Origin of the sequence: Synechocystis sp. IPPAS B-1465, from assembly GCF_003015225.1 — a bacterium.
GTDB lineage: Bacteria > Cyanobacteriota > Cyanobacteriia > Cyanobacteriales > Microcystaceae > Synechocystis.
The window spans coordinates 101,860-128,771 of record NZ_CP028094.1; the positions used below are offsets into that span (position 1 = coordinate 101,860).

General features: G+C 44.6%; 26 protein-coding genes and 1 pseudogene. 15 read left to right on the top strand and 12 right to left on the bottom strand.

The annotated features are described in order from the left end of the window. Positions 1–24: 24 nt before the first annotated feature. The 3 genes from ispE to C7I86_RS00460 form a co-directional block, all read right to left on the bottom strand. Positions 25–972: a 4-(cytidine 5'-diphospho)-2-C-methyl-D-erythritol kinase gene (gene ispE, locus C7I86_RS00450; protein WP_010871293.1), complete on the bottom strand. Its 948-nt coding sequence runs from the start codon at positions 970–972 to the stop codon at positions 25–27. A gap of 98 nt (positions 973–1,070) precedes the next feature. Next, on the bottom strand, positions 1,071–3,251 hold the full coding sequence (locus C7I86_RS00455) for a hypothetical protein (protein ID WP_010871294.1): 2,181 nt from the start codon (positions 3,249–3,251) through the stop codon (positions 1,071–1,073). 40 nt (positions 3,252–3,291) lie between these two features. Further along, positions 3,292–4,605 (bottom strand): McrB family protein, encoded by a 1,314-nt coding sequence (locus C7I86_RS00460; protein ID WP_020861358.1) that lies wholly within the window; start codon positions 4,603–4,605, stop codon positions 3,292–3,294. Positions 4,606–5,045: 440 nt separating this feature from the next. On the opposite strand from C7I86_RS00460, the pseudogene C7I86_RS00465 reads away from it, so the two are divergent. Beyond that, positions 5,046–5,349: pseudogene (locus C7I86_RS00465) on the top strand (transposase); the annotation flags it as partial. A 262-nt stretch (positions 5,350–5,611) separates the two neighbouring features. On the opposite strand, the gene rsmA reads toward C7I86_RS00465, so the two are convergent. Beyond that, complete coding sequence (gene rsmA, locus C7I86_RS00470; protein ID WP_010871296.1) at positions 5,612–6,466, bottom strand: 16S rRNA (adenine(1518)-N(6)/adenine(1519)-N(6))-dimethyltransferase RsmA; 855 nt, start codon at positions 6,464–6,466, stop codon at positions 5,612–5,614. Here rsmA and C7I86_RS00475 point away from each other — a divergent pair. From C7I86_RS00475 to C7I86_RS00515, 9 genes are all read left to right on the top strand, one after another. Next, complete coding sequence (locus C7I86_RS00475; RefSeq protein ID WP_010871297.1) at positions 6,431–7,342, top strand: 16S rRNA (uracil(1498)-N(3))-methyltransferase; 912 nt, start codon at positions 6,431–6,433, stop codon at positions 7,340–7,342. The two genes, rsmA and C7I86_RS00475, sit on opposite strands and share 36 nt — an antisense overlap. Positions 7,343–7,362: 20 nt before the next feature. Beyond that, positions 7,363–8,454: a hypothetical protein gene (locus C7I86_RS00480; RefSeq protein WP_010871298.1), complete on the top strand. Its 1,092-nt coding sequence runs from the start codon at positions 7,363–7,365 to the stop codon at positions 8,452–8,454. Between the two features lie 78 nt (positions 8,455–8,532). After that, positions 8,533–8,865: a type II toxin-antitoxin system PrlF family antitoxin gene (locus C7I86_RS00485; RefSeq protein ID WP_010871299.1), complete on the top strand. Its 333-nt coding sequence runs from the start codon at positions 8,533–8,535 to the stop codon at positions 8,863–8,865. Positions 8,866–8,948: 83 nt separating this feature from the next. Further along, on the top strand, positions 8,949–9,365 hold the full coding sequence (locus tag C7I86_RS00490) for a type II toxin-antitoxin system YhaV family toxin (RefSeq protein ID WP_010871300.1): 417 nt from the start codon (positions 8,949–8,951) through the stop codon (positions 9,363–9,365). Between the two features lie 360 nt (positions 9,366–9,725). Continuing rightward, positions 9,726–10,700, top strand: coding sequence for a hypothetical protein (locus C7I86_RS00495; protein WP_010871301.1), 975 nt, complete (start codon positions 9,726–9,728; stop codon positions 10,698–10,700). Between the two features lie 300 nt (positions 10,701–11,000). After that, on the top strand, positions 11,001–12,329 hold the full coding sequence (locus tag C7I86_RS00500; protein WP_020861361.1) for an O-antigen ligase: 1,329 nt from the start codon (positions 11,001–11,003) through the stop codon (positions 12,327–12,329). A gap of 130 nt (positions 12,330–12,459) precedes the next feature. Beyond that, complete coding sequence (locus C7I86_RS00505) at positions 12,460–12,765, top strand: DUF3181 family protein (RefSeq protein WP_010871303.1); 306 nt, start codon at positions 12,460–12,462, stop codon at positions 12,763–12,765. Positions 12,766–13,014: 249 nt separating this feature from the next. Then, on the top strand, positions 13,015–13,413 hold the full coding sequence (locus C7I86_RS00510; protein WP_010871304.1) for a DUF3119 family protein: 399 nt from the start codon (positions 13,015–13,017) through the stop codon (positions 13,411–13,413). Then, entirely contained in the window at positions 13,410–14,618 is a 1,209-nt protein-coding gene (locus C7I86_RS00515; RefSeq protein ID WP_010871305.1) for a DUF3086 domain-containing protein, read from the top strand. The genes C7I86_RS00510 and C7I86_RS00515 overlap by 4 nt, the downstream gene beginning before the upstream one ends. A gap of 40 nt (positions 14,619–14,658) precedes the next feature. Here C7I86_RS00515 and C7I86_RS00520 read toward each other — a convergent pair whose 3' ends face one another. Then, the gene (locus tag C7I86_RS00520; RefSeq protein ID WP_010871306.1) at positions 14,659–15,834 is read right to left on the bottom strand and encodes a cysteine desulfurase family protein; all 1,176 of its coding nucleotides are present in this window, start codon (positions 15,832–15,834) and stop codon (positions 14,659–14,661) included. Between the two features lie 175 nt (positions 15,835–16,009). Here C7I86_RS00520 and C7I86_RS00525 point away from each other — a divergent pair, with 175 nt between their 5' ends. Next, the gene (locus C7I86_RS00525; RefSeq protein WP_010871307.1) at positions 16,010–16,477 is read left to right on the top strand and encodes a phosphate-starvation-inducible PsiE family protein; all 468 of its coding nucleotides are present in this window, start codon (positions 16,010–16,012) and stop codon (positions 16,475–16,477) included. Here the strand turns inward: C7I86_RS00525 and C7I86_RS00530 are convergent. The 3 genes from C7I86_RS00530 to C7I86_RS00540 form a co-directional block, all read right to left on the bottom strand. Further along, positions 16,474–17,673, bottom strand: a complete 1,200-nt coding sequence (locus C7I86_RS00530; protein WP_010871308.1) for an NAD(P)/FAD-dependent oxidoreductase — start codon at positions 17,671–17,673, stop codon at positions 16,474–16,476. The two genes, C7I86_RS00525 and C7I86_RS00530, sit on opposite strands and share 4 nt — an antisense overlap. Positions 17,674–17,710: 37 nt before the next feature. Further along, positions 17,711–18,103 (bottom strand): hypothetical protein, encoded by a 393-nt coding sequence (locus tag C7I86_RS00535; protein ID WP_010871309.1) that lies wholly within the window; start codon positions 18,101–18,103, stop codon positions 17,711–17,713. 335 nt (positions 18,104–18,438) lie between these two features. Further along, positions 18,439–18,678 (bottom strand): hypothetical protein, encoded by a 240-nt coding sequence (locus tag C7I86_RS00540; protein ID WP_010871310.1) that lies wholly within the window; start codon positions 18,676–18,678, stop codon positions 18,439–18,441. A gap of 181 nt (positions 18,679–18,859) precedes the next feature. On the opposite strand from C7I86_RS00540, the gene C7I86_RS00545 reads away from it, so the two are divergent. Continuing rightward, positions 18,860–19,801: a tyrosine-type recombinase/integrase gene (locus tag C7I86_RS00545; RefSeq protein WP_010871311.1), complete on the top strand. Its 942-nt coding sequence runs from the start codon at positions 18,860–18,862 to the stop codon at positions 19,799–19,801. 45 nt (positions 19,802–19,846) lie between these two features. Here the strand turns inward: C7I86_RS00545 and C7I86_RS00550 are convergent, their stop codons facing one another. After that, entirely contained in the window at positions 19,847–20,104 is a 258-nt protein-coding gene (locus tag C7I86_RS00550; RefSeq protein ID WP_223211320.1) for a ribbon-helix-helix protein, CopG family, read from the bottom strand. A 323-nt stretch (positions 20,105–20,427) separates the two neighbouring features. On the opposite strand from C7I86_RS00550, the gene C7I86_RS00555 reads away from it, so the two are divergent. Next, complete coding sequence (locus C7I86_RS00555; protein ID WP_010871313.1) at positions 20,428–21,546, top strand: FAD-binding oxidoreductase; 1,119 nt, start codon at positions 20,428–20,430, stop codon at positions 21,544–21,546. Positions 21,547–21,641: 95 nt separating this feature from the next. On the opposite strand, the gene C7I86_RS00560 is transcribed toward C7I86_RS00555, so the two are convergent. The 3 genes from C7I86_RS00560 to nblS form a co-directional block, all read right to left on the bottom strand. Further along, positions 21,642–22,229, bottom strand: a complete 588-nt coding sequence (locus tag C7I86_RS00560; RefSeq protein WP_308417040.1) for a transposase — start codon at positions 22,227–22,229, stop codon at positions 21,642–21,644. Further along, entirely contained in the window at positions 22,130–22,489 is a 360-nt protein-coding gene (locus tag C7I86_RS19005; protein WP_010871315.1) for an IS630 transposase-related protein, read from the bottom strand. The genes C7I86_RS00560 and C7I86_RS19005 overlap by 100 nt, the downstream gene beginning before the upstream one ends. A 103-nt stretch (positions 22,490–22,592) precedes the next feature. Then, positions 22,593–24,584, bottom strand: a complete 1,992-nt coding sequence (gene nblS, locus C7I86_RS00565; protein WP_010871316.1) for a two-component system sensor histidine kinase NblS — start codon at positions 24,582–24,584, stop codon at positions 22,593–22,595. Between the two features lie 195 nt (positions 24,585–24,779). Between nblS and C7I86_RS00570 the strand changes: the two genes are divergently transcribed. Then, a complete protein-coding gene (locus tag C7I86_RS00570; RefSeq protein ID WP_010871317.1) occupies positions 24,780–25,205 on the top strand; it encodes a photosystem I reaction center subunit II PsaD in 426 nt (141 codons plus the stop codon). Positions 25,206–25,326: 121 nt separating this feature from the next. Beyond that, complete coding sequence (gene trpE / locus C7I86_RS00575; protein WP_010871318.1) at positions 25,327–26,853, top strand: anthranilate synthase component I; 1,527 nt, start codon at positions 25,327–25,329, stop codon at positions 26,851–26,853. The last annotated feature ends 59 nt before the right edge of the window (positions 26,854–26,912 follow it).

The window sequence follows — 26,912 nt, forward strand, 5'->3', positions numbered from 1 at the left end:
TCTGCCGCAATTGATTGATCCAGGTCAATTATTCATAATTTGGATGCCGTGGCCGATGGTGTGGGTTAGCCAAAAATCCACGTCGGGGTCGTTTAATTTTTCTTTGGCGATCGCCAGGACCTGTTCCGCTTCTGCTTGCTCCCGGCAAAGGGTAAACACGCTGGGGCCGGAGCCGGACATCATGGTGCCCAATCCCCCCGCTGACTGTAGGACCTGACGTAACTGGGCTACAGGCTGATGAGCCGGGAGCACAACTTTTTCTAAATCGTTGTGGATATGGCTGGCGATTTGCCCTGGGTTGCGGTGCTGAATGCCCTGGAGTAGGGGCCCTGCATGGATGGTTTTCCGCCGGGCTCGCTGGGACTGGTCATCGTTTAGGTAATTCTTGCCAAACTTTTGACGATAGGTTTGGTAAGCCCAGGGGGTAGAAACTTCTATGGAACGATGTTTGGCCAATACCACCCAGAAGCAATTGCCGTCCGGTAAGGGGTCGAGGATTTCCCCCCGTCCCGTGGCGATCGCCGTGCCACCGCCAATGCAAAAGGGAATGTCGGAACCCAGTTGGGCCGCTAACTGTTCTAATTCCGGCCTGGTTAAGCCTAAATTCCAGAGCAGGTCTAAACCGACTAACACCGCCGCTGCATCGGCCGAGCCCCCCGCTAAGCCCGCCGCCATGGGAATATGCTTGGTCAAGGTGATATCTACGCCGCCGTAATTATCATGGGCTTGGGGAAAATTGTTAATCATCAACTGGGCCGCTCGGTAGGCCAAATTGGTGGCATCGTTGGCCAAGGGACTATCCCCACAACTGAGCCGGATGTCATCGGTGCCGTTGGCCCGCACGGTAATTTTATCCCCCAGGGCAATGCTCTGCAACACCATTACCAATTCGTGGAAACCGTCGGGGCGATCGCCAAGAATTTCGAGGAAAAGATTAATTTTGGCCGGGGCATGGAGGGTGTAGGAATGCATTAAGTTGGGGGTGAAAGAGGGGCAATAAATCAGTTAAATCTAACCACTCAAGTTATCGCCTAACATTTTACGGCGATTGGCGAATCCTAATTTGATCTTTATTTTTTGTCCTTAATAATTATATTCAAGATCTCTGGAAGAGTAAAATAAATATAGTAAAGAATTGGCGTGCCAACAACATCTATTGTCCCAAAATTACGACATAAATCAGAGTTGGGTATTTTAAGTTGAGGAACTTGAATCGGAGTGGAATCAATATGAAAAGTTATACACCATTTAACTTTAATTTTTAATTTTCTATGTTCATCTCTATCTTCTTCTTTTTCTCCCAAATCATAAAATAAATTGTCGTAAAAATAGTCTATATTTATTTTATTAAATTCTTTACCAATAATACTTTGTGAATATGGAAAATAAGATTCCATAAGATTTGGAATATCCACTTGAATTTCTTTGAAAAAGATTTCTACTTGTTCAAGAATATAAGTCCTGGCATTTTTTCTTTGCGCCTCATTTTGGAAAGTAATCAAAGGAATATAATTGCTTTTTAAGTCTTCATTTTCGAATAAAATAATTTCTTTTTTTTTAACTGAAGCATGAGCATTATTTTTTCGAAATTGGTAATAATTCTTCTCACGAATTGGGCTATCAAAGTCTGATGCCTCAGTAATACCCAAATAAATATTTTGTATTGCAACAAAATTTGCCTTAAATATTTGAATACCTCTAATGTGAAATCTGTCCTCCATAATTCCCAGAAAATTACTCTCAGATTCGAGTTTGTCAACATAATAAAAAGGAATAAAAAAGTAATTTCCGATAGTGGCTTGAGGAAAAACTTGTTGCAATGCTAATTCATAACCAAGTTGTTTTTCCAAAGCTACTCTGTACCCTTTATCAGTTTCTTCTAAAGATTTATTTTCATAATCTTCATATTTTTTTAAAGAAATATTCTTAAAATCCACAATTGCAAAGTAACTTGAATCTTCATTTTTAGTAACAGTAACTAGGTCTGGCTGTGGATATCGACGCAACTGATTGGGGTAATCTGATCTAGTCACTTTATATTTCACGTCAGGAAAGATTCTCGCCTTTAAATCCCATTCAATACAGAATAATTCTCGCCAATAGAGTGGCTTGTAATTATTGGGATGGTCAACTTCAGACTGTTTTTTTTGATATAGCCACTGATTACTAGATTTATTTTTCCACCAACCAACTCTATTTTGTTCGCTTTCTGGTCTATGATGTTTAGAATTTCTAATTCTATTATTTTTATAGCCTACTATCGGAATATCAGTATCTGCAAAGCCAATTTTATTAAAATCATTCTGAATAGGGTTAAAGTTCTTCTTAAAGAAGTAAGTTTGACACATATCTTCCCAAACATAATCAAAACCTTGTTCTCCTTGTATTCCCCAAAAATCGCCATCATCTAAGTTTGGGTTTAATCCCCCATACAAAAAAATCTCGATAGCTTCATATAGCCCCCAATAATCAGCATCTTTATAATGCGTATTTCTATCTATATTATCAAGAGCCTCTTTGCAAATTGAAAGAGTTTCTTCAAAAGTATCTTGGTCAAAAAGAGAATGATTAATAGTTAAATAGTGATCTCTAAATCTTTGAGATAAAAATTGAATATCCTGACTTCTATCATAAATATGATCAAGTACATCTTCCTGCAATTGTTGAATAATTTCATCGAGAATAAAACAATAAAGATCAACTATATCGGTGCTTTCATGACTTATCATTGAACGCGGTAAGTTCATAACATCGATATAAATTGCTCCATTATTTAAATAAATAGCTCTATCTAAATATTTATAAATTTTAGAATAGTCTATTTCTTCACTGCGTCGAGCTTTTTTTTCGATAGAATTGAGCGCCAAATCATCATAAGCCTCTAATATTCGTTCAATCATCGAAAGTTTACTGTATAAAATACACTCGCTTGCCTCTTTATAGTCTAAACTAATACCACCCGTGCTTAAATTGACCTGGTCTTGGTTTTTCTTGTTTTTAGCATCTTTTCTTGTGACTCTTGAATTATTCTCATTATCACGATCAAACTTCCTTAGTGTTCGATACATCAAAAAGAAAGAATCACGGACTTTATTGAATTTGTCGGTATCTTCAGAAGTAGCTGCATTTTGATATTTATCAATAAAATTGTCAAAACCTTTTGGTAAATAAAAAGCATATCCATCAGGTTCAGATTTAATACCTACAAAGTCTGAGTTTGTTTTTAGATTAAGTTGCGAAAAGTTCCACATAATATGTAAATAAAACTATTCAATGAAAAGAAAACTTAGATTATTTTGATTGATAATTTATGAGATTCATTACAAAAGCTTCATGATGTGTAATAAAGTCTCCAAAAGTTACTAATTTTTTATCATTTTTGTTAAATCCTAAAAGTTCTCGAAGTGGATTTTTGTCTCGGTTAAAAACACTATCCCAAACAAAAAACATCAATTTATTTTTTATTTGATCTTCTGTAACTATTGCTGTATTTATGAAATGATAGCCTATTTGCATATCTTCTATTCTGCCACTTCTCACAGAATTATGATTATCTTTAATGAAGTTGTTAAATTTTTCTACTAAATCTGTCCACTTTAAATTAACATTTCCATAATCTATTAAAATAACATTATTTATTTCTTGATCATTATCTTGTTTCCAATCTACGTATTCCCACTCCCAACGTCTTTTAAAGGCATTATCCATAAAATATATAGAATTATCAGAAGTATTCATTGTTCCAAAAATGGAAAGATTGTAAGGAATACGAATTGAACTACCTACTGCTGTATTAACTTTTACTTTAATTTTAATTTCCTCAAATACAGTAAATTTTTCTAGCACGTTAGACGAACCTTTATTTTGATATTTGTATGTAGGATTACCATCATCTATTCCCGTTTGTTGAAAGCCTATTAGTTCAACCATTTTTCTAAATTCTAAATCGGAAATATTAATACCATAAGCTGACCAACCATCTCGACCTCGATCTAAAAGTTGAAAAACTGTCCCAAAAATTGCAGAAGAATTACCTCGATTAATTTCATCAATTACTAAGGCAACGTTTTGAGCTTGTACACCTTCCTTCTGAGCAATGATAATATTTTTATACGCTTGTGCTAGTGCCTTCAAAAAATGTCCTTCATAAAATTGATAATAAACACTCTTATCTTTATCATCATTCATAGTCATTGGCATTAATTTTCCCATAAAATCGCCATAGGTGTATTCGGGATGAAAAACAGTCTTAATTAAATTTTCAGGATGAATATTTTTATCAATACCTAAAACTTGTTTAACAATTCCACCATCATCATCATTAGAAATCTTATGGCTTTTGCCAGTACCAGGACAACCGAAAAATATTTTTTGAATTGGACTATTCATAACTTTGTAATGACCTTTGCTTTTATCATTGCCTTGATGCTGCAAGCGATCAAGTAAATCTAATAACTGTTCATCAGTAAGTTTATCGCGGACTATTTGCCCGTAAGTCTTGCGAATATAGTTGTACTGCTCTGATTGCCTCCATCTTAAACGTTCAAACTCTTTATTGGTTTTAGCTATAAAATCTCTCCGCTTAAGAGATTCAAAATCTTCCATAGTTTCGTATGGTTGTTGCTTTTGTAGATCCGTTTTGAGCCACTTACTTAATATAATATTACTCACATTCCGCACACGCTATATGGAGCGTAGCAGTATAAATAAATGCGCAGTAAACACAGTATAAGCAAAAACTATTGCGCTATCAATAGCAGCAATCTGCGAAATGTCAGTATTAGTGAATAATTATTCATATTATATCTAAAAAGGTTATCCCACACAACAAAAAATGGGTAGTTATTAACCACCCTTCAAATCTATAATCAACCTACAGCGGTCATGCTTTCCATCTGGTATACCAAAGTCATTGTAAAACAGTGGTTACAGGCATTTTATATGTGCCTAACTAATAGGGTATCCGCTGTATCCCTCTTCCGTCAAACCAAGAGAGATATTTTAGGATTAATTATTGAAAGTGCCTAATCGTAAGACTTTCAGAACTTGGCACTTGGTTTGCCCCCCTCTGGCAGTGCCTACAATTGATATGGACTGATAGCGCCTTTGTCGGAAAAGATTTTATCTAGTGGGTGGAGCAGACCTTGGGCTGGAACTTTGGAAGTCGTCAGCAAAAAAGACGGGCAGAAGGGCTTCGAGATTTTACCGCGACGTTGGGTCGTTGAACGTACCTTTTCTTGGTTTGGTCACTATCGTCGTTTAAGTAAAGACTATGAATATTTACCTAACACTAGTGAGACAATGCTTTATTTCGCTATGATCAGTCTCATGCTCCGGAGGCTTGCCTAAAACTTTTCAAACACTTTCTAAAGCATTTTTAACAGAATCGTGGAAAATATCTTTGGCTGGCATAGGTTGCTAGAATTTAATTCTAATCTATTCGAAAAGCTGGATTAAAGATCCCATAAGTGTAAGAACTACAAACATAAATCTAAAACTTTCTAGCAAAACTTGATCCGCCGTCAGTGATACCCATAATTTGCTTGGTGATCGCCAAGAATTTCGAGGAAAAGATTAATTTTGTCTGGGGCATGGAGGGTGTAGGAATGCATTAGGTTGGGGGTAAAAAAGTCGGCAACAAATTAGTTAACTCTAACCATTGTTCTAGGCTTAAGTCTTCCGCCCGGGCAGTGCTCGGCAAAGCTAACTGCTCCAATAAAGTAGTCAACTGTTCCGGGGCAATTAATCCCTTGAGGTTATTGCGTAACATTTTACGGCGATTGGCGAATCCTAAGCAGAGAAGTTGATCCAGTAAGCGACGATCTCCTGGTAATTGCTCGACGGGGTAAGGGGTTAAACGAATGACAGCGGAATCCACTTTAGGGGGTGGCGTAAAAGCTTTGGGGGGTACATCCACAATCCAATCCACCCTGGCTAGGTATTGCATCCGTACCGATAGGGCACCGTAGGCTTTGGTGCTGGGTTGGGCCGTTAACCGTTCGGCAATTTCTTTTTGCACCAATAAAACAATGGTTTCAAAGCCTGGTACCCTCGGTTTTTGGATGGTACCCAACAGTAGTTCCAAAATCGGACTGGTGATGTTATAGGGAATATTAGCGACCACTTTATTGAGGGGAGAAAATTGAGGAAAATCCTGTAATAAAGCGTTTAAATCTAGTATTAATACGTCCCCTTCGAGGAGCAGAAAATTTTCCCGTTGCCCTAACTTTTTGCGTAATTTAAGGCATAAATCCCGGTCTAGCTCCACCGCCACCACCGGATTCCCCGTAGCCAATAGCTGTTTAGTTAAAACCCCCATGCCAGGGCCAATTTCCAGCAGGCGATCTCGTAGAGATCCGCTTTGCGGTGCGCCGGACTGAATATCTGCGGCCGCCACAATGGCCTGTAAAGTTGGTTCATGGTTTAGCCAATGTTGGCCAAAGCGTTTGCGGGGTCGAAAAGCCATAAAATTCTAATCAATGCTTGGTTTACTACCCTGCCGGGGCAATGCCAGAAGCCCATTGTACAATTTGTCCTATCCCCCATCCTTGTTTCAACTAACTTAACTCCGTCAATCCTTTCTCTACCCGTCCAGGAAAAATCTTCTAGTTCTTTTGTTATGGCCTACCGTTTGGTTGTTGCCCCAGAGCAAATTATCGAGGCTACTGTTACCCTAACCACGGCCCAACTCCACTATCTGCAACGGGTATTGAGACTACAAAAGGGCGATGGCTTTATGGTGTTGGACGGCGGCGGCGGGGTATGGCGGGCCCAGTTAAATGATTTGGCCCATGGCACAGCCCAGTTATTAGAAACAGTGAGCGAACAGAATGAATTACCTCTACCCGTCACTTTGGCGATCGCCTTGCCGAAGGGCAGTGGTTTTGAAGAAATTATTCGTCCCTGTACGGAGTTGGGAGCCACAGCGTTTCAACCTTTGTTGACGGAACGTACCCTATTAAAGCCCAGTCAAAATAAACTTGAGCGCTGGCAACGCATTGTCACGGAAGCGGCGGAACAGTCGGAGCGGCAATGGTTACCCCCGGTGGCAGCCCCGTTAACGTTTGGGCAATTTGTGGAGAAAGTTGCAGGGCCAGAAACCCTGGCCTTGCTCTGTGTGACCCGTTTAAATAGCCCCATGCTTGGGGCATACTTGAAACAGAGTAATTTACCAGCCCAAATTGTCTTGGCCACTGGCCCAGAAGGGGGATGGACGGATAACGAAATTTCCCTGGCGATCGCCAAAGGGTTTCAGCCGGTGTCCCTTGGTAAACGCATTTTGCGGGCGGTGACGGCCCCCACGGTGGCCCTAGCCCAGATCAATGCTCTGTTGGAAAGCTAATTTTTTTGGCCCTTTTCCCTATGTATAAAGCCATTGCCGATGCCATTGACAGCCAAGACCTGGCCACAGCGGAGCAACTGTTGGCAGCGATGGAGGGGGAGAGTTGGGAAAATCCCATGACGGCCTATTACCAAGCTCGGCTGGCGGAAGCCCAAGGAAATTTGGATGAGGCGGAGCAAAAATTTCGGCAATTGTTGACTACTAGCCATAGTCCCCAACTAGTGGCCAAAATTAGGGCGGGACTGGGTCGCATTCAAGCCCATCGCCAAGCAGAATACCAGGCGGCCATTGAGGACGCTAAGGCAGATCCAGAGGCCCAGTCGGTGGGCATTTTTGTGTTGGAACCGGTTCCTCCAGCGGAAAAGCAAGCCAAGGCAGTACAGTTTGGCAAAATTATGGCCATAGACCCCTACACCGCTCGGCTCCAATTACCCAGTCGGGCGTGGCGGCTCTATCGCACCGGGGCGATCGGGGAATTGAACCATTACCATCAGCAATGTCAGGCCGCAGGGATTCCTAGTTTTTCGGTGGCGTTGGCGGACATTTTGGCGGTGAAAGTTTTCCCGATTTTCCACATTGAAAGTTTGTCCCCAGAGGTCACCGTTACCTATCGGATTAGTCGAGAAGAAGAAGGCACTTTTAGTTTTAGTTGGCAAGATGTCAGTCAAATGGTGGAGGGTTTATTACCCATTTTTGAGGAATGTGTGGATGTGAATATGCGGGGCAAAATCCAGCGCAAAACGGAAATTTTAGATTACGCCCACATTTGTGATTTACATTTACCGCAACAGCAAATTATTCTCCGTTTTTGTGACCAAATTTATGAGTTTACCCGGGGAATCAGTCTAGACACTGCTAACTCTAGTAAGGAGAAGCAAGGAACTTCCCACCAACAATGGCAACAACTGAGCCGCATTTGGCAAACAAATTTACCAGGTAAGCCGGTCTGGAAGGAGTTCAAAGCCTTTGCAGAAACGGCCCTAGATTTTCAGGAATTACTCAAATCAGTGGAGCCCCACATTCCCTTTCTACGGCGGGAAGATACCAATTGGGATCGGGCTTTCCATCTCTACAGCACCCTGGCCTTCTGCCGCGATCGCCGTTTGGAATGAACAAACCTCCACATTCGTTGACAAGACAATGCAGCCGCATTACCATCGGCGTATAGTTTTATGGGCTGAGGGACCACTATGGCGGGAATATTATCCCCATGTTCAGAATCTACCCTGACGGATCGCTATCAGACCACAGTGCCTGACCCGGTTCGCAAAGCCTTGGGGTTGAATAAGCGAGATAAAATTTGCTACACCATTGAAGCCGATGGCAGAGTGTGGATTGCCAGGGCTGAACAGGCAGAAAATGATCCGGTGCTGGGGAAATTTTTGGATTTTTTGGCACAGGATATGGATAAAAATCCTCAGCATATACAAGCGGTCAGTTCTGAGTTGGTTGATCGTCTGCAATCGCTAGTCTCCGATGTTGATGTAGATCTAGATGCGCCATTGCTGGACGAGGATGAATAGATTTGCCAATAGATAAGCCTTTATTGATTAATGGGTGGAAGATATTTGCCCATCCCCTATTTCTTGAGCAGGTTGAAGAACTTGTGGCCCAGGTTGAATATCTGCGTCAAAAGAATCCCAAAGATTATAAAAAGAAAAATGCTACCAAGCGTCTAGCGGCGATCGCCAAATTAGCATTTGAGGTTATTCCCCAAGATCCCACCCGCCATGAATATCGACAGGGAAATACCCTTGGAAATGATTATAAACACTGGTTTAGGGCTAAATTTTTTCAGCAGTATCGTTTATTTTTTCGCTACCACCAAGAAAGTAAAATTATTCTCCTCGCTTGGGTTAATGACGAAGACTCAAAACGTGCCTATGAAAGTAACACAGATGCCTATAAAGTCTTTAGAAAAATGCTCGAAAATGGCCATCCTCCTGATGACTGGAATGATTTACTTACCGAGGCTAAACGTGTTGGCGATCGTTTACAAAAAATTGCCGAAGTTGAGCCTTAATTTTCCCGTCTTTCACACTGGCGATCGCCATTTGGAATCAACAAAAATGTTTTAACAATGTTAATTTTTCTCTCAATCTCTCAAGATTGGGGTATTTAGAATCTGATTCCTTCGATATTGAGAACCCAGGTAGACTTCTCAAATATACTCTTTAGTATGTACTTGTGATAATATTGGGATAGCCTTATTATTATGCATTTCAGTGTACTCATGAAGTTAGAGCAAAATATTTGAGGCAATTCAAACATTTCGTAAAAGTCTAAAATAATGTGATAACTATATAATGGATGATAGCTTTAGTATGAAAAACCACACAATCTCCCAGAACCCACAAACTACTTTTATCTACTTGCACATATAATGATGACTGACTATCCTACCAATTTATTTGAATTATCAACAGGCTTTCTAGACCACAGAATAATAAAAGAATTTTATGTTTATACAGTTTGTATTGAGAGAGGTAGATGGAGCGACATTGAGTATGATGTGATACATGATCTACATATAGTAGAATTCAATTCTTTTACAGCTTTGATAAAGATAACAAATCGTGACAAAGTTGAACCAATAATCATAGTGCCAAGACAGTACTGGAACCTCATAAGACCTTTCAATAACTTAAAAGAAAAGTGTGAAAGATTTTACACTTTTGATGATCTGAAAGAATCTATTTACACAAAATGCTTTGTTAGCGTAGATAGTATAGATAAGATATTTCGTAGTATTCTTACCGCGCAAAAAATAACTGAAGAACAACATAATCAGTTAGAAAAATACATAAACACGATTGAGGATTTTTGCAGAATGTTCATGCCAAAATTTGAGTCTATCAATGATTCATTAATGAGTGATGAAGAGTATTCAGAGAAAGTTTATAAAGAATTTTCATCACCCAGGTATGACTCTAATGAGCAGAATGAGCAGAGGTACAAATACAACTATAAATACGGAAAGGTAGGTGAAATGTATATAATGAATAGCATGGCAAGTTTATTTCACCAAATGCATTCAATCGAAGAAAGCATAAAATTTTTGTATGAAAAGAAAAAAAGTGATGAATATATCAAGGAGCTCTGTGAAAACAAACTAATGGTGACCATAGAAAGTGAATTAAATGTATGCCGAGAACGCCTTAGAGAGTTAAAAAAGAAAAATATTTATATTTCACCAAAAGTATTCGATGGTCTATATGAAAAATACTTAATGTCAGACTATCAAGAAGAAGACGCTCGATTATATGCTGATTATAGAGAATCTAATCAAGGGCAAGAATATTTTGCCCCTAATGATGACTGCTACCTCCCACTTGTTGATGATGGTCAATACTCTTAGTTTGAATCATAATTAACACCAAATGATAGCTTGATTAAACTTTAAACCGAGAGTGCCAAAAAAGCTAACTAAGAACTGTCTGAAATCCTTTATTTTTTCATTGACATAACTTGGATTTAGACAAAATTTAAATCTCTATTTCAGAAAAACATAAACCACTTTAAAAATAGATAATTTAACTTGATGATCAGACAAACGTTGTTTAATCATTGGTTTTCCTCTCCCCAATCGGAAGGAGAGTCAATGCGGAAGGCGATCGCCTGGGGATAATATGGGGAGTGGTAATTTTGGGAGTTGCAGTTGAAAATCCCTTCCCATCTCTTGAAGAAAGAACAACTAGCGGTCTATTGGGGCTTGACCCTACTGCCCTTCAACGCCGTAGCGGGGTTACTGCCACTGCTGTTTGCGAGCCTGAGCCCCTGGTTTTTCCATGGCAAAAAATTAGCGAGCCTACCCCTGGCCAAAGTGTGGGCCGCCCTGACCCTATGGTTTTTACTGACCACCATCACCGCCCATGACCGGGGAGAAGCCCTGTTGGGATTGGCCAACTTTGTGCCCTATTTCATAGTTTTTCTTGCCTTTAGCCAAGTAATTTGCCAATTTAAGCAACTCAATACCCTAGCTTGGCTGTTAACTGCTAATACCGTGGTGTTAGTCATCATCGGTTTTGGACAAGTCTATGGCGGCTGGGCCACCCCCAATTGGTTAGTGGCGATCGGTACTAACTTGGTGGCCGGGGGCAGACCAGAAGGGAGAATGTCTTCCCTATTAATGTATGCCAACCTATTTTCCGCTTGGTTATTGATGGTATTTCCCCTCAGTCTGGGGCTATTGATCCAATCCGTCCGTCGTTGGCATTTCACCGCCCCCAGTAACCGCTTCAATCTTCCTCCCCTGGTATGGGCCCTGTTAGTAGCTTGCATCCTAGAGGCGATCGCCTTAGTGTTGACCGGTTCCCGCAGTGCTTGGGGCATTGGGTTACTAATTGGCATTGCCTACGCCATTTATTTAAGTTGGTACTGGTTAGTGGCCCTGGCTGGGGGAGCCACTGCCATGGTGTTATGGGCATCCTTTGGCCCCTTTGGCAAAGAACCATTGCGACAGATAGTGCCTAAATATTTTTGGGGCAGATTATCCGATGAACTTTACCCCGACCGTTACCGCACTGCTCTTCGTAGCACCCAATGGCAATTTAGCTGGGATATGTTCCTGGACCAACCCATTTTTGGCCAGGGCTTGCGGAATTTTACCCCCCTGTACCAAGCCGCCATGAACGTTTGGATTGGCCATCCCCATAACTTGGTGCTGATGATGTTGGGGGAAACGGGCTTGATCGGCACTGCGTTAATGCTGGGAGCGGTGGGCTTCATTCTGGCCCAGGGCATGGTGCTACTGATTCACCTCAGTCGTGGTGGCGGTTTTCGCCGTCGGTCCCAACATTTATTACTGCTGTCCTATGGCATTGCCTTTGCCGCCCTTTGTTTATACAACCTATTCGATGTCACCATTTTTGATATGCGGAATAATGTCTTGGGCTGGATTTTCCTAGCGGCGATCGCCGGGGTGAGCCAACGGTATGGAACCAAATTAGCCCAGGGTGATCCGGCAAAATTACAGGTGCCTGGGTAAAAGTCGTTGCTTTCAGGTTCTCGATGTTCTGGTCTACCATGGGAAATGTAGCAAGGTGAAATTAATTGCTCAATGCCGGCCATTGCCGATTGACCCTTCCCAATAAACCCCATCGCCCTCCGAATTTCCCATGACCTCAACTACCCCAGAGATTGAAGCCCTCGCCGCCGACATTGGTGAACAAATTGCCATTGACGTGGCCAAGTGGAATTTATTTTTGGCCGAAGCCCATTTGCATATTCCCCTGGCGGAAAGGGTTTATCCCCTGTTGGAGAAAGATGAACTGGGGCGGGCTGGGGTGGAAGCCGCTCTGAAGGATTTGTCCGTGGCGATCGGTGGGGGCAAAGTGAACATTTCCCTACTGGATGCCCTTTCCAGCACCATGGTTAACCGTTTGCTGACCCTGTTGGAAGAATATCAAAGTAAGAATTTTTAAACTTTTTCCGCCCTTAAAAGCTAGTAAAAATTCCCATTTGTTCAGTGTTTTTGCCATTGTCCTTAGAACGTGTTTGGAAAGTTTTATTCCGCCCCCTAAATCGACCCACTAAAGCTCCGGCAATAATGGGGGACTTTCACCCAGTTTCCCCCCAAATTTGGGGGGCCAGGGGAGCTTTTAAAACATGCTCTTAAACCTAGGCAACCTAAGCAAAGATTAAATTTTCATTCACCACCAAGCCCATTAACCATGGCCAGCACCCCCATCCAGAGCGAAGCTCGTACCGACCTAGAACCTAGCTTTGTCATTCCCCTCGTACTGCTGTTTGGAGCCATACCGATTTTCTTTCTACAGATGTGGGTCGGCCTGGCGATCGCCGTGTTTGGTGTTTTTTTAATGGTGCAGACCGCCATTATCAAACTCAGCTTTACGGCCACCGCGTTGGAAGTGTACCGTGGGAGCAAGTTAATTCGTTCTTTTCCTTACACAGAGTGGCAAAACTGGCGAATCTTTTGGGAACCCGCTCCCATTTTGTTTTATTTTAAAGAGGTCAAGAGCATCCATTTTTTGCCGATTATCTTTGACCCCGGCACCCTCAAAGCTTGTCTTGAGCGCCATTGTCCCCTCCAGTCCCTACGTGCGGAATGACCCCAGAATTGAATCCTAATTTTCCCGAAGAAACTACCTCCGATGCTTGGCTGACCCCAGCAGATGCCGGCCAGGATGGTGATGCCCAGGAACCGGCGGAAGATGGGGGAGAAGAAGGAGTAGTGTCGGAAGAACTGGCCCTGCCTGAGGACTTACCTCCTATGGATGCCATGGTGGCGGCAGTGGAAGAAATGACTCCGGTGGTGGTGCCCGAAACTGTACCAGAAACAGAAACCCCAGCCTTAGAGGATTTGGTCGCCCAAAAGACCGCCCTGGAAAAGGACATTGCCGCTCTGCAACGGGAAAAAGCCCAGTGGTATGGCCAGCAGTTCCAGCAATTACAGCGGGAAATGGCCCGGTTAGTGGAGGAAGGCACCAGGGAATTAGGGCAAAGAAAAGCAGCTCTGGAAAAGGAAATTGAGAAGTTAGAGCGCCGTCAGGAACGGATTCAACAGGAAATGCGTACCACTTTTGCCGGGGCTTCCCAGGAGTTGGCCATCCGCGTGCAGGGCTTTAAGGATTATTTGGTGGGGAGTTTGCAGGATTTGGTTTCCGCCGCCGACCAGTTGGAATTAGGGGTGGGGGACAGTTGGGAGTCTTCCTCTACCCATGGGGATGCGATTATTGAAAATGCCGACCCAACTCCGGTGGTGAGTTTTGCGGAGCAGGGTTTTAGTAGCCAAAAACGACAAATCCAAGCTTTGCTGGAGCAATACCGCACTCGCCCTGATTATTACGGTCCCCCTTGGCAGTTGCGTCGTACCTTTGAGCCAGTCCACGCCGAACGGATTGAGAATTGGTTCTTTACCCTGGGCGGTCGGGGAGCAATCCTCAGTTTAGACAGTCGTTTACAAAATATTTTGGTGGGTTCAGCGGCGATCGCCATTTTGAATCAGCTCTACGGCGATCGTTGTCGGGCGTTAATTTTGGCGGCCACCCCAGAAAGATTGGGGGAATGGCGACGGGGTTTACAGGATTGTTTGGGTATTTCCCGCAGTGACTTTGGCCCAGACCGGGGCATTGTTTTGTTTGAATCGGCCAATGCCTTGATCCAGCGGGCGGAAAGATTGGTCGGCGATCGCCAAATGCCGTTGGTGTTGGTGGATGAAACAGAGGAACAAATTGACTTAGCCCTGTTGCAATTCCCCCTTTTACTGGCCTTTGCACCTAGTTACCAAGTCGGAGGCAGTAACTATTTTTCTTAGTCCAATCAAAGTCTAATTAGCCCGGCCATTCCCCTAACTTTTAGCCTTGGATGCTGGTCAACTGGGGACAGAGTTGAGCAAAAACTTGTTTAATCGTCCGGGCAGTGGTCTCAATATCCGCCATGGTGGTTTCCCGGCCAAAGGTGAGACGAATACCCGCTAGGGCCTGTTGTTCCTGGTAACCCATGGCCAACAGTACTGGGCTGGGATTAAGTTTGCCGGAATTACAGGCGGCCCCGGCACTAATGGCAATACCTTCCCGGTTCAAAGCCCGCACCAACTGTTTCCCGGTCAGCCCCGCAGTGCAATGGCGACGGGATTGGACAACAAAGCTAACGTGATGGGGCAATCGATAAAGGCGATCGCCAGTGGGGGTCAAAAATTCGCAGTCGGCCAGCAGGTCGAAGCAACGGTCCCGCAGGGTTTGTAACCTAGTCATTTCCTCGGCCAATTCATGGTGGGCCAACTTGGCGGCTATCCCCAAACCAACAATGGCCGGCAGGGGAGGAGTACCGGATCTTAAACCTTGTTCCTGCCCTCCTCCCATGAGTAGTGGGCCAATGGCCAGGTCGGGATGAATGTATAAAGCCCCAGCACCCTGAATACCATAAAGTTTGTGACTGGAAAGGGAGAGCAGATCCACTGGTAAACGCTTAACGTCCACTGGACAGCGCCCCGCCACCTGCACTGCGTCGGTGTGGAAGGGAATATGTCGTTGCCGAGCTATACGACCCAATTCTTCGATGGGTTGGAGGGTGCCTACTTCGCTTTGGCCGTAAATAACGGAAATTAGTACTGTATTGCTTTGTATTGCTTGCTCTAGTTCCAGCGGATTCACCCGCCCCTGGGCATTCACCCCTAATCTAGTTACTTGCCAGCCTTGGTTTTCTAGCCATCGCACTGGTTCGGCGATCGCCGAGTGTTCCACCGTGGAAATGATTAAATGTTGGGGACTGGGGTAATTGCGGGTGACCCCAAATATGGCTAGATGGTTGGCTTCGGTGCCACCGGAGGTGAAAACAATGCTGTCGGGGTGGCTAGCGTTGAGCAGTTGGGCCACTTGCAGACGGGCGGTTTCTAAGGCCAAGGCGGCCCGGTTACCCCAATGGTGCAGACTAGCGGGATTGCCCCAACTTTGGTCCAAAAAACTTTGTACGGCGGCCTTTACCTCTTGCCGGGGCGGAGTGGTGGCACTGTAATCGAGGTAAATTTTCATGGCACATTGATCAGGTAACGGATAACACTCTTCCTATGGGATTGATCCCATTGTAATCTTCCTCAACCCTTCGGCGATCGCCTAGCAAATAATTATCATTGCAAACTGGGCGAAATTTGGCTGATCATTGCCGATAAAATATGGCGATACCTTTATTATTGACTGCTGCCCGTTCATGAAACCAATCCACAGATACATCAGATTAATATTATCTAAGGATCAAGACTTACTGTTTTTGTCGCTGTTGCGTACTTTTGAGAAGATACTTTCCAAGTTGTTAGCCATCTGCCTGATGGTGGTAGTTTTTGTTGCGGTGTTCGACCTATTTAAGGTGCTAATTATCGAATTGCAGACGGAACCCTTTGGCTTTTTTAATCGGAGTTTAATTGAGATTTTTGGTTTATTTTTAAATATATTGATTGCCCTGGAACTGTTGGAAAATATCACTGTTTATCTGAAAGATAATGTTATCCAAGTGGAATTGGTGATTGTGACAGCTATGATTGCGGTGGCCAGGAAAATTATTATTTTTGACTTTGGCAAATATGAAGGCATGGATTTATTAGCTTTGGGCTTTGCCATTGTCTGTTTGGCGGCGAGCTTTTGGATGGTTAAGAAGTTGAATGTTAATAATAAGCACTAACTTAGTACAAAGTTTGACAATATTTGGCAATTTTCCCATAGGGGCAATGACTCCAATTCCTGCCAACTAATGCCCTTGGCGATCGCCAGTTGTAATAGGTTCATACTTTCCCGGGCCCGTTGCCCAAACCAGTGGGCGCTGATAATCCGGTCTTGGGAGTCCAATGCCAGTTTATACATCCCCCGTAGGTCACAGTGGTCGCTGTAGGGTTCAAAGCCTCGGATGATTTTTTCGGTGTAGTCTGTGCAGGCGGGGTCCCCGATACGATACCAAGGGGGGTCTAGGTCAATGAGAAAGGGGATTTGGCCGTAGTTAATTGGAGTGGTATTTTTTCCCAAAACCTGGTGGACCACATACCTGGCTTCCTGCTGGGCAATGGCAGGGCAATGGTAGCCCTTTAACCAGTCGCCACAGGCATAAATTTGGCTATGGGCGGTTTGCAAATGATCATTAATGCTGAGGTATGAACTATCCTTCAATGTTTGATTAAATTCCGGCAGATTAGCGAGTAAATTTCCATACTTCAGCGATCGCCCTATGGCGAGCAAATTATCCACGGCTAGGTGATGGCGAGATTCTTCGGAACCATGGTTGAACTGGATGCTATAGGTGCTTTTGTCTTGATTGTAATGGGAAGTTAAGTTAGTGCAATTAAACCAAAATTCAATGCCTAAACTAGCCAAATAGCATTGCAGAAGGCTAGCCATTTCCCGGTCTTCCCCTGGTAATAGGTAACCATTCCGACTCAGGATGGTGACTCCATGGCCCAGTTTGGTTAGCTTCTGGGCAAAAACCAAATTTTCTGGCAGTGTCCCCACGATGACCCATCTTTGAGGCATTACCTTATCCGAATTCGGACCAGGAATGGCAAGGACATTCGAATCTTTAGAATCGGCTTTGCCACTGGTGAGTAGATAGCTTTCCCCCTCTAAGGTCCGCTCCTGGGTTTGACATAGCAATCCTGATGATTGTGAGAAAATTCCCTGCCCTACCACCACATCAACTCCTTGGGCTGCTAGCAAGCGTAACTCTTCCCAAAAGTTTTCCTCCCCTAAGTCCCCATGGCGATCGCCAGACCAACCCTGTTCCCAACCCTGGGTGACTAGGGCAATGCGGGCTGTGGGATATCGTTCGATGCAACTATGGGCTGCCGTTAGCCCCTCCAGACTGGCCCCGATAATCACTAGCTGGTACATAAATTAACCTTTGACTGGTAATAGGCGATCGCCAAACCTAGGGATTAATCACCGTTTCTAGTCCTAAATTTTGCAGACTTAAGGCCGCCTGTTGAGCATTGAGAGGATCGCTAAAACTACCTATTTGTAATAACCGTTGCCCATTGAAGTTGGTGAAAAAAGCGCCAGGATAGGCTGCTTTAACCTGTTGTTCTTCTACTGGGGAAGTAATCAAGGCCATTACCCGGTAAGAAGTGGCATTGGGGGTGAAGCTCAGCGCACTCGGGTCCGGCACTGGATTGGGACTGGCGGGCGGCGGTGGTAACAGTTGAGTCTGACTCACCAACAGAGGAGGCTGAATGGGAATAGCTTGGACAGGGGCGATCGCCGAGATACATAAGCAGGCACCAAGGACGGCGATCGGAGAACGGTAATTGATAACGATGGCCATGGGCAAACAATTAAAGGGGGAATAATTCTCTTTCCTGGCAATTCTACCCCTAGCCTTGCTGCTGCGCTGATTTGGTGGGCTGGAACCTTCACTGTCCGGGGGTTAGCTTATATTAAGAATGTGATAATGAATGTTTCCGCATTCTTGAAGGGATATGGCAAATGCCAAGACAGAGGTGGGATTTATTTCTGTAGGTAAACTGTGATGACCGTCATAATTTCCAAATTTCGAAACAATGATCATTGACCGTTTACGTTTAGCTCATCGTTATGGGTTGGGATTGGTTGTCCTCATTCCCGTAGTGGCGATTTAGGAGGGAATATCTTCTTAGAAGGCTAAGGGTTGGGGAAAAATGCAAACTTTGTCAAAATCCCCAGAAGTGCAATAAACATCCCCGAAATGAGAACCCATAAGCGGTTGTCCTGTTTATCAGCCTGTTTTTTGAGGTCTGATAGGTTGGATTCTATTGCATTTAACCTTTCATCGATCCGAGCCTGATTAACGTCGATTTTTTTATCAAGCCCATTGATTAAGTCTTTCAGTTCCTGTAGATCGGAATCAGTTATGGTTGCCATGATGAGTTAGACTCCTTGTAGACATTAGATGTTGGATTTTTGCCCCTAGATGGAGAGAGTTTACAGCTTCTTCTTTTCTGCTTTTAGGGTAACGGATCAGACTCGGTCCCACGACTGCTATCAAACTATGTGACCCTTTTTGATGGTGAAAGAGTAAGAATCACATAACAACTTCTTCCCTATGTTCCTCCCTTCCCCTAACAATTTATCTGGGCTTAACCAAAATATCCTCGAAGAACTTCTGCGGGATAAAAGATCGCCTAATACCAGGAGGACCTATGCCAAAGCGTTAAAGGATTTTTTTCTCACCATGGCCGGCGAAGAACCGTCCCCAGATGTCATTGCCTGGTTTTTGAGCTTGGATCATTTCCAGGCGATCGCCATGGTTTTACGCTATCGAGCAGAGTTACTAGCCAAGGATCTCAAACCAGCCACCATTAATGTGCGATTGGCAGCAATTAAAAGCCTAGTGAACTATGCCCGGCGGGTAGGAAAATGCCAGTACACCCTAGAAGATGTGGAAGGTTTAAAAGCAGAAACCTATCGGGATACCACCGGAGTTAGTCCCACTTCCTTCAAACAAATCACCGACCACATTACCCCTGATTCCCTCAAAGGTAAGCGGGATTTAGCCATTATGCGTTTGCTCTGGGACAATGCCCTGCGGCGGGCGGAAGTTTGTGGACTTAACGTCGGGGACTATCAACCAACAGAGCGGCAATTACTAATTAAAGGCAAAGGAAAATTAGGCAAACAGGCCATCACCCTCAGCGCCAAGGGCATGGCTTTAATCAACCAATGGTTAACTGCCATTGGCCCCCGCCCAAAAAATGAACCCCTATTTTGCACCCTAGACCGGGCAACTTTTGGCCATCGTCTTAGTGGCAATGCCATCTATAACCTTGTCCGCACCAGTGCCGAATCCGCCGGCATTCATAAAGTTATGAGTCCCCACCGAGTCCGCCACAGCGCCATCACCGCCGCCCTAGAAGCCACCAATGGCGATACCCGCAAAGTGCAAAAACTCAGTCGCCACAGCAATCTAAATACTCTGATGATCTACGACGATAACCGTCACCAGCACCAGGCTCAAATCACTGATATTCTGGCGGATCTGCTCTAAATTTTCTGGCTTATGGGAGAAATTACCGAAATTTCTTCAATTTTTCTAGCCAAACTTTTCCATCATCGTTTTAGCCCGTTTATGGTTGGCGATCGCCTGACGAAATTCAGCCTTCTGCTTAGCCTGTTCCAGAATTGCAGTCCAGGCCTCTTTGTCCTCTATATAGTGTTCGAATAAAGCCTCAAATAAAACTTCCCTGCTCAAACCTTCCTTCGCACAGAGCTTGGTGAGCCGCTCCATCATCTTGCTCTCCAGGCGAATGGTGGTCTGCTTGGTGGAAAAATTTTTGCTGACTTTGCTCACAGAATTTAAGTTACTAGACTTCGACATACTTAAAGTTTTTGAATAATTTACAATTGCTTGCCTAAGTTTACAGTAATCTACTAGCTTTTAATTTTTATAGTCTAGATACCTAGATAACTAAAATTCTAAACTCTTAAGTTAAAGTATTTAAGATATTTATAATTCTAGCAACTAAGGTTGCTTTTGACAAAATTTTTTCTACTATCGACCGGGCGAAAGATGAAAGGTTATTTACTGGGAGACGGGGTCAAGGACGTTTTGAGGTGAGAGCAAAATCGAGATCTGCCCTATGATCAAGATTCGAGCAACAGAGAAACTAACCTATGCCAAACATTGCCGTTATTGGGGCGGGGGTTGTAGGGGCCGCCATCGCCTATGAGCTGAGTCTCATGTCAGGCTTAACTATTGACCTGTTTGATGCCCAAGAACCAGCCCAGGGAGCTACCGGAGCGGCTCTAGGCATTTTGATGGCAGTCATTAGCCAGAAAACCAAGGGCAGGGGTTGGCGATTACGGGAACAGAGTTTACAGAGATACCGCACGCTTTTACCGGAACTAGAAACTGCCACAGGCAAAACCATTCCCGGCGATCGCCAAGGCTTAGTAAAAATTCTGCTGGAGGCGGATTGGTCCCGTTGGCAACAATTGCAAGCTGTCCGTCGGAGCCAAGGCTATCCTCTGGAATTGTGGACTAGGCCGGAAGTTGAGCAGAAATTATCTGGTTGGCCTTTGGGTTACGGGCCCATCGCCGGAGCAATCTATTCCCCTTGGGATTGGCAAATTCAGCCCCAAGCCCTCACCCAACGATTAATTGAAGCAGCTCAACAACGGGGAGTGCGTTGTCATTTCCACCAAGCTGCTCATCCTTTGCCTGTTGCCGATTCTATCAATCACTGCCAGAACATTCAAACTAACCAAGCCAAATTTCCAACGGATTATGTTGTGATCACCGCAGGGCTAGGCAGTAACCTCCTGATCAACCCCAACAGCGATAACAATGAGTCGTTGCAGTTACAGCCGGTGATTGGCCAAGCCTTTTTGTTGCAACTTGCTGATGCTGATAATCCCCTGAAAAATTCTCCTTGGCGATCGGTCCTGACCACTGAAGATATTCACCTAGTTCCCCTGGCCAATGGCCAATTTTGGTTGGGGGCCACCGTCGAATTTCCCTCTGACTGTGCCAACGGAGAACCCAATGTCCAACTAAGGGAAAACCTTTGGCACCAGGCGATCGCCTATTATCCATTTTTGGAACGGGCGGAAATTATTAATTATTGGAGTGGTAAACGTCCCCGGCCGGTGGGGGAAAGTGCGCCAGTAATCCGTCCCCTAGATGGCTATGACAATGTTCTATTGGCCACTGGCCATTACCGCAATGGCGTTCTCCTCGCCCCAGGTACAGCCCAGGAAGTAAAAACTTGGTTGAAGGCAAAGTTAGCCTAGACAACAGACCGCATCCTAGGCCGGAGGGAAGTTCTAAGTTCAGTGTGAATAGCGTAAATTTTCCACTTATAGTAGTTTCAAATAAAGCTGAGACGCTAAACGCCACAGTAAGAACGGATAATTTCATCAAGAGACGTGTCAATAGGAGCGTACATTCTAGCTCGTTTCAAGGCACTAAAGTCATGCTCAATATCATTTAAATCAGGAGAATATTTCGGCAAAAAAAGAACTTCATGACCTGCTTCTTTAGCCAATTCTTTAATGGCAGTTTTACGATGAATAGGAGCATTATCCATTATTAATATTGATGGAATGTCGAGGGAGGGTAGCAAATATAATTTTAACCATCCTTCAAAGCCTTCTGCATTCAAACTCCCGGTAAAAACCATCGGCGCAATCAAATCTTTTTTTCCTTTTCTTCTCCCTGCTACTAGATTTTCTCTGACTCCCCTTTTTCCTTGTCTATCTCCATAAACTTTTTTTCCTTTTTTTGACCAGGCATAAATACAAGCCTGGATTGCTTCGAATCCAGATTCATCTATGTAAACTATAGCTTGACTACCATAGAGCTTAATTAGTTCTCTTAACATTCTATAGTACTTAACTCGTTCCTCCCGGTTTCTTTCTCGATAACGTAGTTCTTTTTTTTTCTGTTTATTTTCATTTTCTTTAATGCGTAATATACGGCACTCGGCCTCACTCCAAATTTCTTGGCTCTGTCTATCAATCTTGCATCGGGATTTTCTTCTACGTCTTTTTTTAGAGCTTCCCAGTCTAATTTCCTATGGCGACGCTCTACTTTTGTTGGGCTTAAATCTACTCTATTTAACCATCTGTATATCGAGGCTTTTCCTATTTTATATATCTTGGAAGCCTCAGTTATTTTTCCTCCAGCTTCTATATAAGCTACTACCCTTTGCCTTAAATCTAAACTGTAAGCCATTGTTTAAACCTGTTCATTTTGTACACTCCATAATTTTACATTAAATTCTCTCATCGTTAATTGAAATGACTATACTTTGGGATCAGGGTTGTCAAAGCGAAACCTAGCCCACCACCATCAACATGGATTGATACACGGCCAGATCAAACCAAAAAGTAGTACCCACCCCCACCTCACTGACTAAATGGATTTGGCTTTGATGTTTGGCAATGATATTTTTGACAATGGAAAGCCCCAACCCAGTACCCTCCAAAGTGTGAACCCGGTTTTCCACCCGATAGAACCGCTCAAAAATGGCCGCCTGATCCTCTGGGTCAATGCCGATGCCAGTGTCAGAAATTTCCACCCGTACTAGGCCAGGACCATCCTCTGCTCTAAGGTTACTACGGTGGAGGGGATAGGCTCGGACAATGATTTTTCCGCCGGCTTTAGTGAATTTAAACGAATTACCAATTAAATTGGTCATTACCTGCAGGAGTAGGTCGTAGTTACCCAGAGCGAAGGGGAGATCCGGGTCCAAAATTTTTTCTAACTGTAGTTGTTTGTCCTTAGCATTAAGTTGGTAACTACGTAAGCTTTGTTCAATTAGCTGGTACAAATCAACTGCATCTAACTGGTAAATTTTGGAAGACTCTAGCTTGGATAAATCAAGGACATCGTTAACCAAACGACTCAGGCGATCGGTTTCGTGGTTAGCGGTTTCTAGGAATTCTTTACGCTCCACTTCGCTCAAATCTTCCCCAAACTCACTCAAGGTTTCAATGAAGGATTTGATATTAAACAAGGGAGTTCGTAATTCGTGGGAAACATTGCTAATGAACTGACTTTTGGCTTCATTTAATTCCACTTCCCTAGTAATATCCTGCACCGTCATGACAATGCCCCGTAAATTTTCCCTGTTCTGATCCAACACCTGGGTCAACATCAGACGAATGGTGCGGGGAAACGGTTGGGTCAGGCTAATGCGAAATTCTTCCGGGGCGTAGGTTTTATCCTGCTCCTCTTCCTGAGGCCCATGGCCGGGGGAAAACAGCAAACTTCCTTGGTCAGCGGCCAATTCCCTCAGGGGTTGGGTAAGTTGGGCCGTGATTTCCGGTGGCAAATTTTCCAGGAGATTTTCGCCAATAATTGGCTTATTTTCCCAGGCGAATAGGCGACGGGCAGTGGGATTGACCAACAAAAGTTGCAAATTGGTGTCCACTAACATGGCCCCATCGGCGATCGTGGAAACAAGGGTGTCTAGCTTCGCCTTCTCCGCAGTCAACTCTTCAATATTTTGGGCTTCATAACGCTCCAGCCGCTCCGCCATCTCGTTGAAGTTAACGATTAATTCCCCCAATTCTCCCCCAAAGGGCAAGGTGATTCTCTGCTTGAAGTTCCCAGCAGCGATGTTCTTTACTCCTAGCAGCAGTTCTTTAATGGGCTGGGTAATAGTTAGGGCATTGAATACAGCTCCGAGAATTACCATCACCCAAATGGAAATAAAAACTGCAATGGTCACATCCCTGGTTAGGTTAGAAGAGTTGACCGCAGCGGGGTTGGGGTTGATACCAATCGCCAGAACTCCGAGGAACTTGCCCTGGTATTGGAGGGGAATAAACACATCGGTGACATCGCCATTGGGAGTGTGGTGTTGCCGTACAAAAGGCTGGTCAAAATTATGGGGATCAATCTGGGGTAATTCGATGCGCCGCTCTAGGGTGAGGGAGTTTTGAACCGTTTCTTCAGAGTAGGGAATACCAAAAAAGATCTTGCCAGAGGGGTCCGCATAGATCATGTAGCGGATATTAGAAGTATTTTCGTAAAAGCGACTGGAAAACCGGGCCACCTCCGTCAGATTTTTATCCGCAATCATAGGGGCAACATTGGCCGCCAACAACAAACCCACATCCCGGCCAAAACGGGTATCCACCAATTGGGCATCCTCTTGGATCGTATTTACTGCCCAAAAAGTTAGCCCACTCATTAACAGGGACACCACCAAGGTGGCCGCGGCCATCAACCGGGTTTGTAGGTTGAACTCAGACCACCATTTACGCAGAAAACCCTGCATAGTCTGCAAAATCGCCGTTGGATTGGACACAGAAGTCCCCATAATCTCCTTGCCAAAACTCCTATGATTCTATCTCGATTACACCAACCTACTGGGCGTTCTAACAGAGATGCTCTACCCATTGTCCTGGGGAGCAGAATTTGGTGAAATGTTACAGTTCTTGACAAAGCCAGATGGTAACCGTAGGTCAGTGGTAGGATTCCCTAAAATACCTTATGAAATTCCATTTTCATCCCTATGACAGAACTCTCTGGACAACCGCCTAAATTCGGTGGCAGCACTGGTGGACTTCTCTCCAAAGCCAACCGGGAAGAAAAGTATGCCATCACCTGGACCAGCGCCTCTGAACAAGTTTTTGAAATGCCCACTGGCGGCGCGGCCATCATGAACGAAGGGGAAAATCTCCTTTATCTAGCCCGCAAAGAACAGTGTTTAGCCCTGGGGACCCAGCTACGGACAAAATTTAAACCCAAAATTCAAGACTACAAAATTTACCGTGTTTATCCCAGTGGTGAAGTTCAATACCTCCACCCCGCCGATGGCGTTTTCCCTGAAAAAGTTAACGAAGGTCGGGAAGCCCAAGGTACTAAAACCCGCCGCATTGGCCAAAACCCAGAACCTGTAACCATCAAGTTCTCCGGTAAAGCCCCCTACGAGGTCTAGTTCCTGGCTCTACTTGCTTGCGGAACTTGCACAATTGGCAGAAGTTTAACTAACGGGCGAATTTGTTAAAGGCACTACTGAACCTTTGACAGTTCGCTCTTTCAATGTTGGCAAAGGTTTTATGATTTCCCCTGGGTTTTCTCACTTCACTGAACTCGCCCAACAAGGCAATTTTATTCCGGTGTATCAGGAATGGGTGGCGGATTTAGAAACGCCAGTTTCTGCTTGGTACAAAGTTTGCTCTAGCCAACCCTACAATTTTCTCCTGGAGTCGGTGGAAGGGGGAGAGAGTATTGGTCGCTATAGTTTTCTCGGTTGCGACCCCATGTGGGTGCTAGAAGCCAGGGGCGACGAAACTACCCAAGTTTTACGCAATGGGCAAACGGAAACCTTTCGGGGTAATCCCCTCGATATTTTGTCCCAATGTTTGGAATCAATCCGTCCGGTGAATTTACCCCAACTACCTCCGGGCATTGGTGGGCTGTTTGGGGTTTGGGGTTATGAGCTGATTCGTTGGATGGAACCCAGGGTTCCTGTGTATGAACCCCAGCCGGAAGATCCACCCGATGGCATTTGGATGCAGGTGGACCATCTCCTCATTTTCGACCAGGTCAAACGCAAAATTTGGGCGATTGCCTTTGCGGATTTGCGGGGGGAAAATGTTGATTTGGAAACTGCCTATCGCAATGCTTGTCAACGGGTGACGAAATTAGTCCTGCAATTACAATTACCTCTGCCGCCGGAAGCCACCGCCCTGGAACTGCTCACCAAAACCCAACTTGAGGGTAAGGAACTGAACTACAGCAGTAATACGGAGCAAGAAAAGTTTTTAGAAGAAGTGGCGATCGCCAAGGATTACATCACAGCGGGGGACATTTTCCAGGTGGTGCTTTCCCAAAGACTTTCCACTATTTACCGGGATGATCCCTTCAAGCTCTACCGTTCCCTCAGGCTGATTAATCCTTCCCCCTACATGGCTTATTACAACTTTGGCCATTGGCAAATTATTGGCTCTAGCCCGGAGGTGATGGTCAAAGCCGATCGCCAACTGGATGGCAAATTAATGGCCACGGTACGCCCCATTGCTGGCACCAGACCCAGGGGCAAAACCCACCCAGAGGATGAACAGTTAGCCGAAGAATTGCTGAACGATCCCAAAGAAATCGCCGAACACGTCATGCTGGTGGATTTGGGTCGCAATGATTTGGGACGGGTTTGCGTTCAGGGCTCAGTCAAAGTGAATGAGTTGATGGTGATTGAACGTTATTCCCACGTCATGCACATAGTCAGTAACGTAGTGGGAGAACTGGCATCGGATAAAACCGCCTGGGATCTTTTGAAAGCTTGTTTTCCCGCTGGCACCGTCAGTGGTGCACCGAAAATTAGGGCCATGGAAATTATTAACGAGCTGGAACCGGAACGGCGGGGGCCCTACTCCGGAGTCTATGGCTACTATGATTTTGAAGGCCAGTTAAATACGGCGATCGCCATTCGGACCATGGTGGTGCAGGAACAGCCAGATGGAGCCCATCGGGTGTCGGTGCAGACCGGAGCTGGCATTGTGGCCGATTCCGATCCCCAAAAAGAGTATGAGGAAACTTTAAATAAAGCGAGGGGACTTTTGGAAGCCATTCGTGCCTTGTCCTAGGTTTCTTCCATCACCCCTACCTGTAAAATGGGCTCTAGTTGCCGCTCCCGGCCATTGCC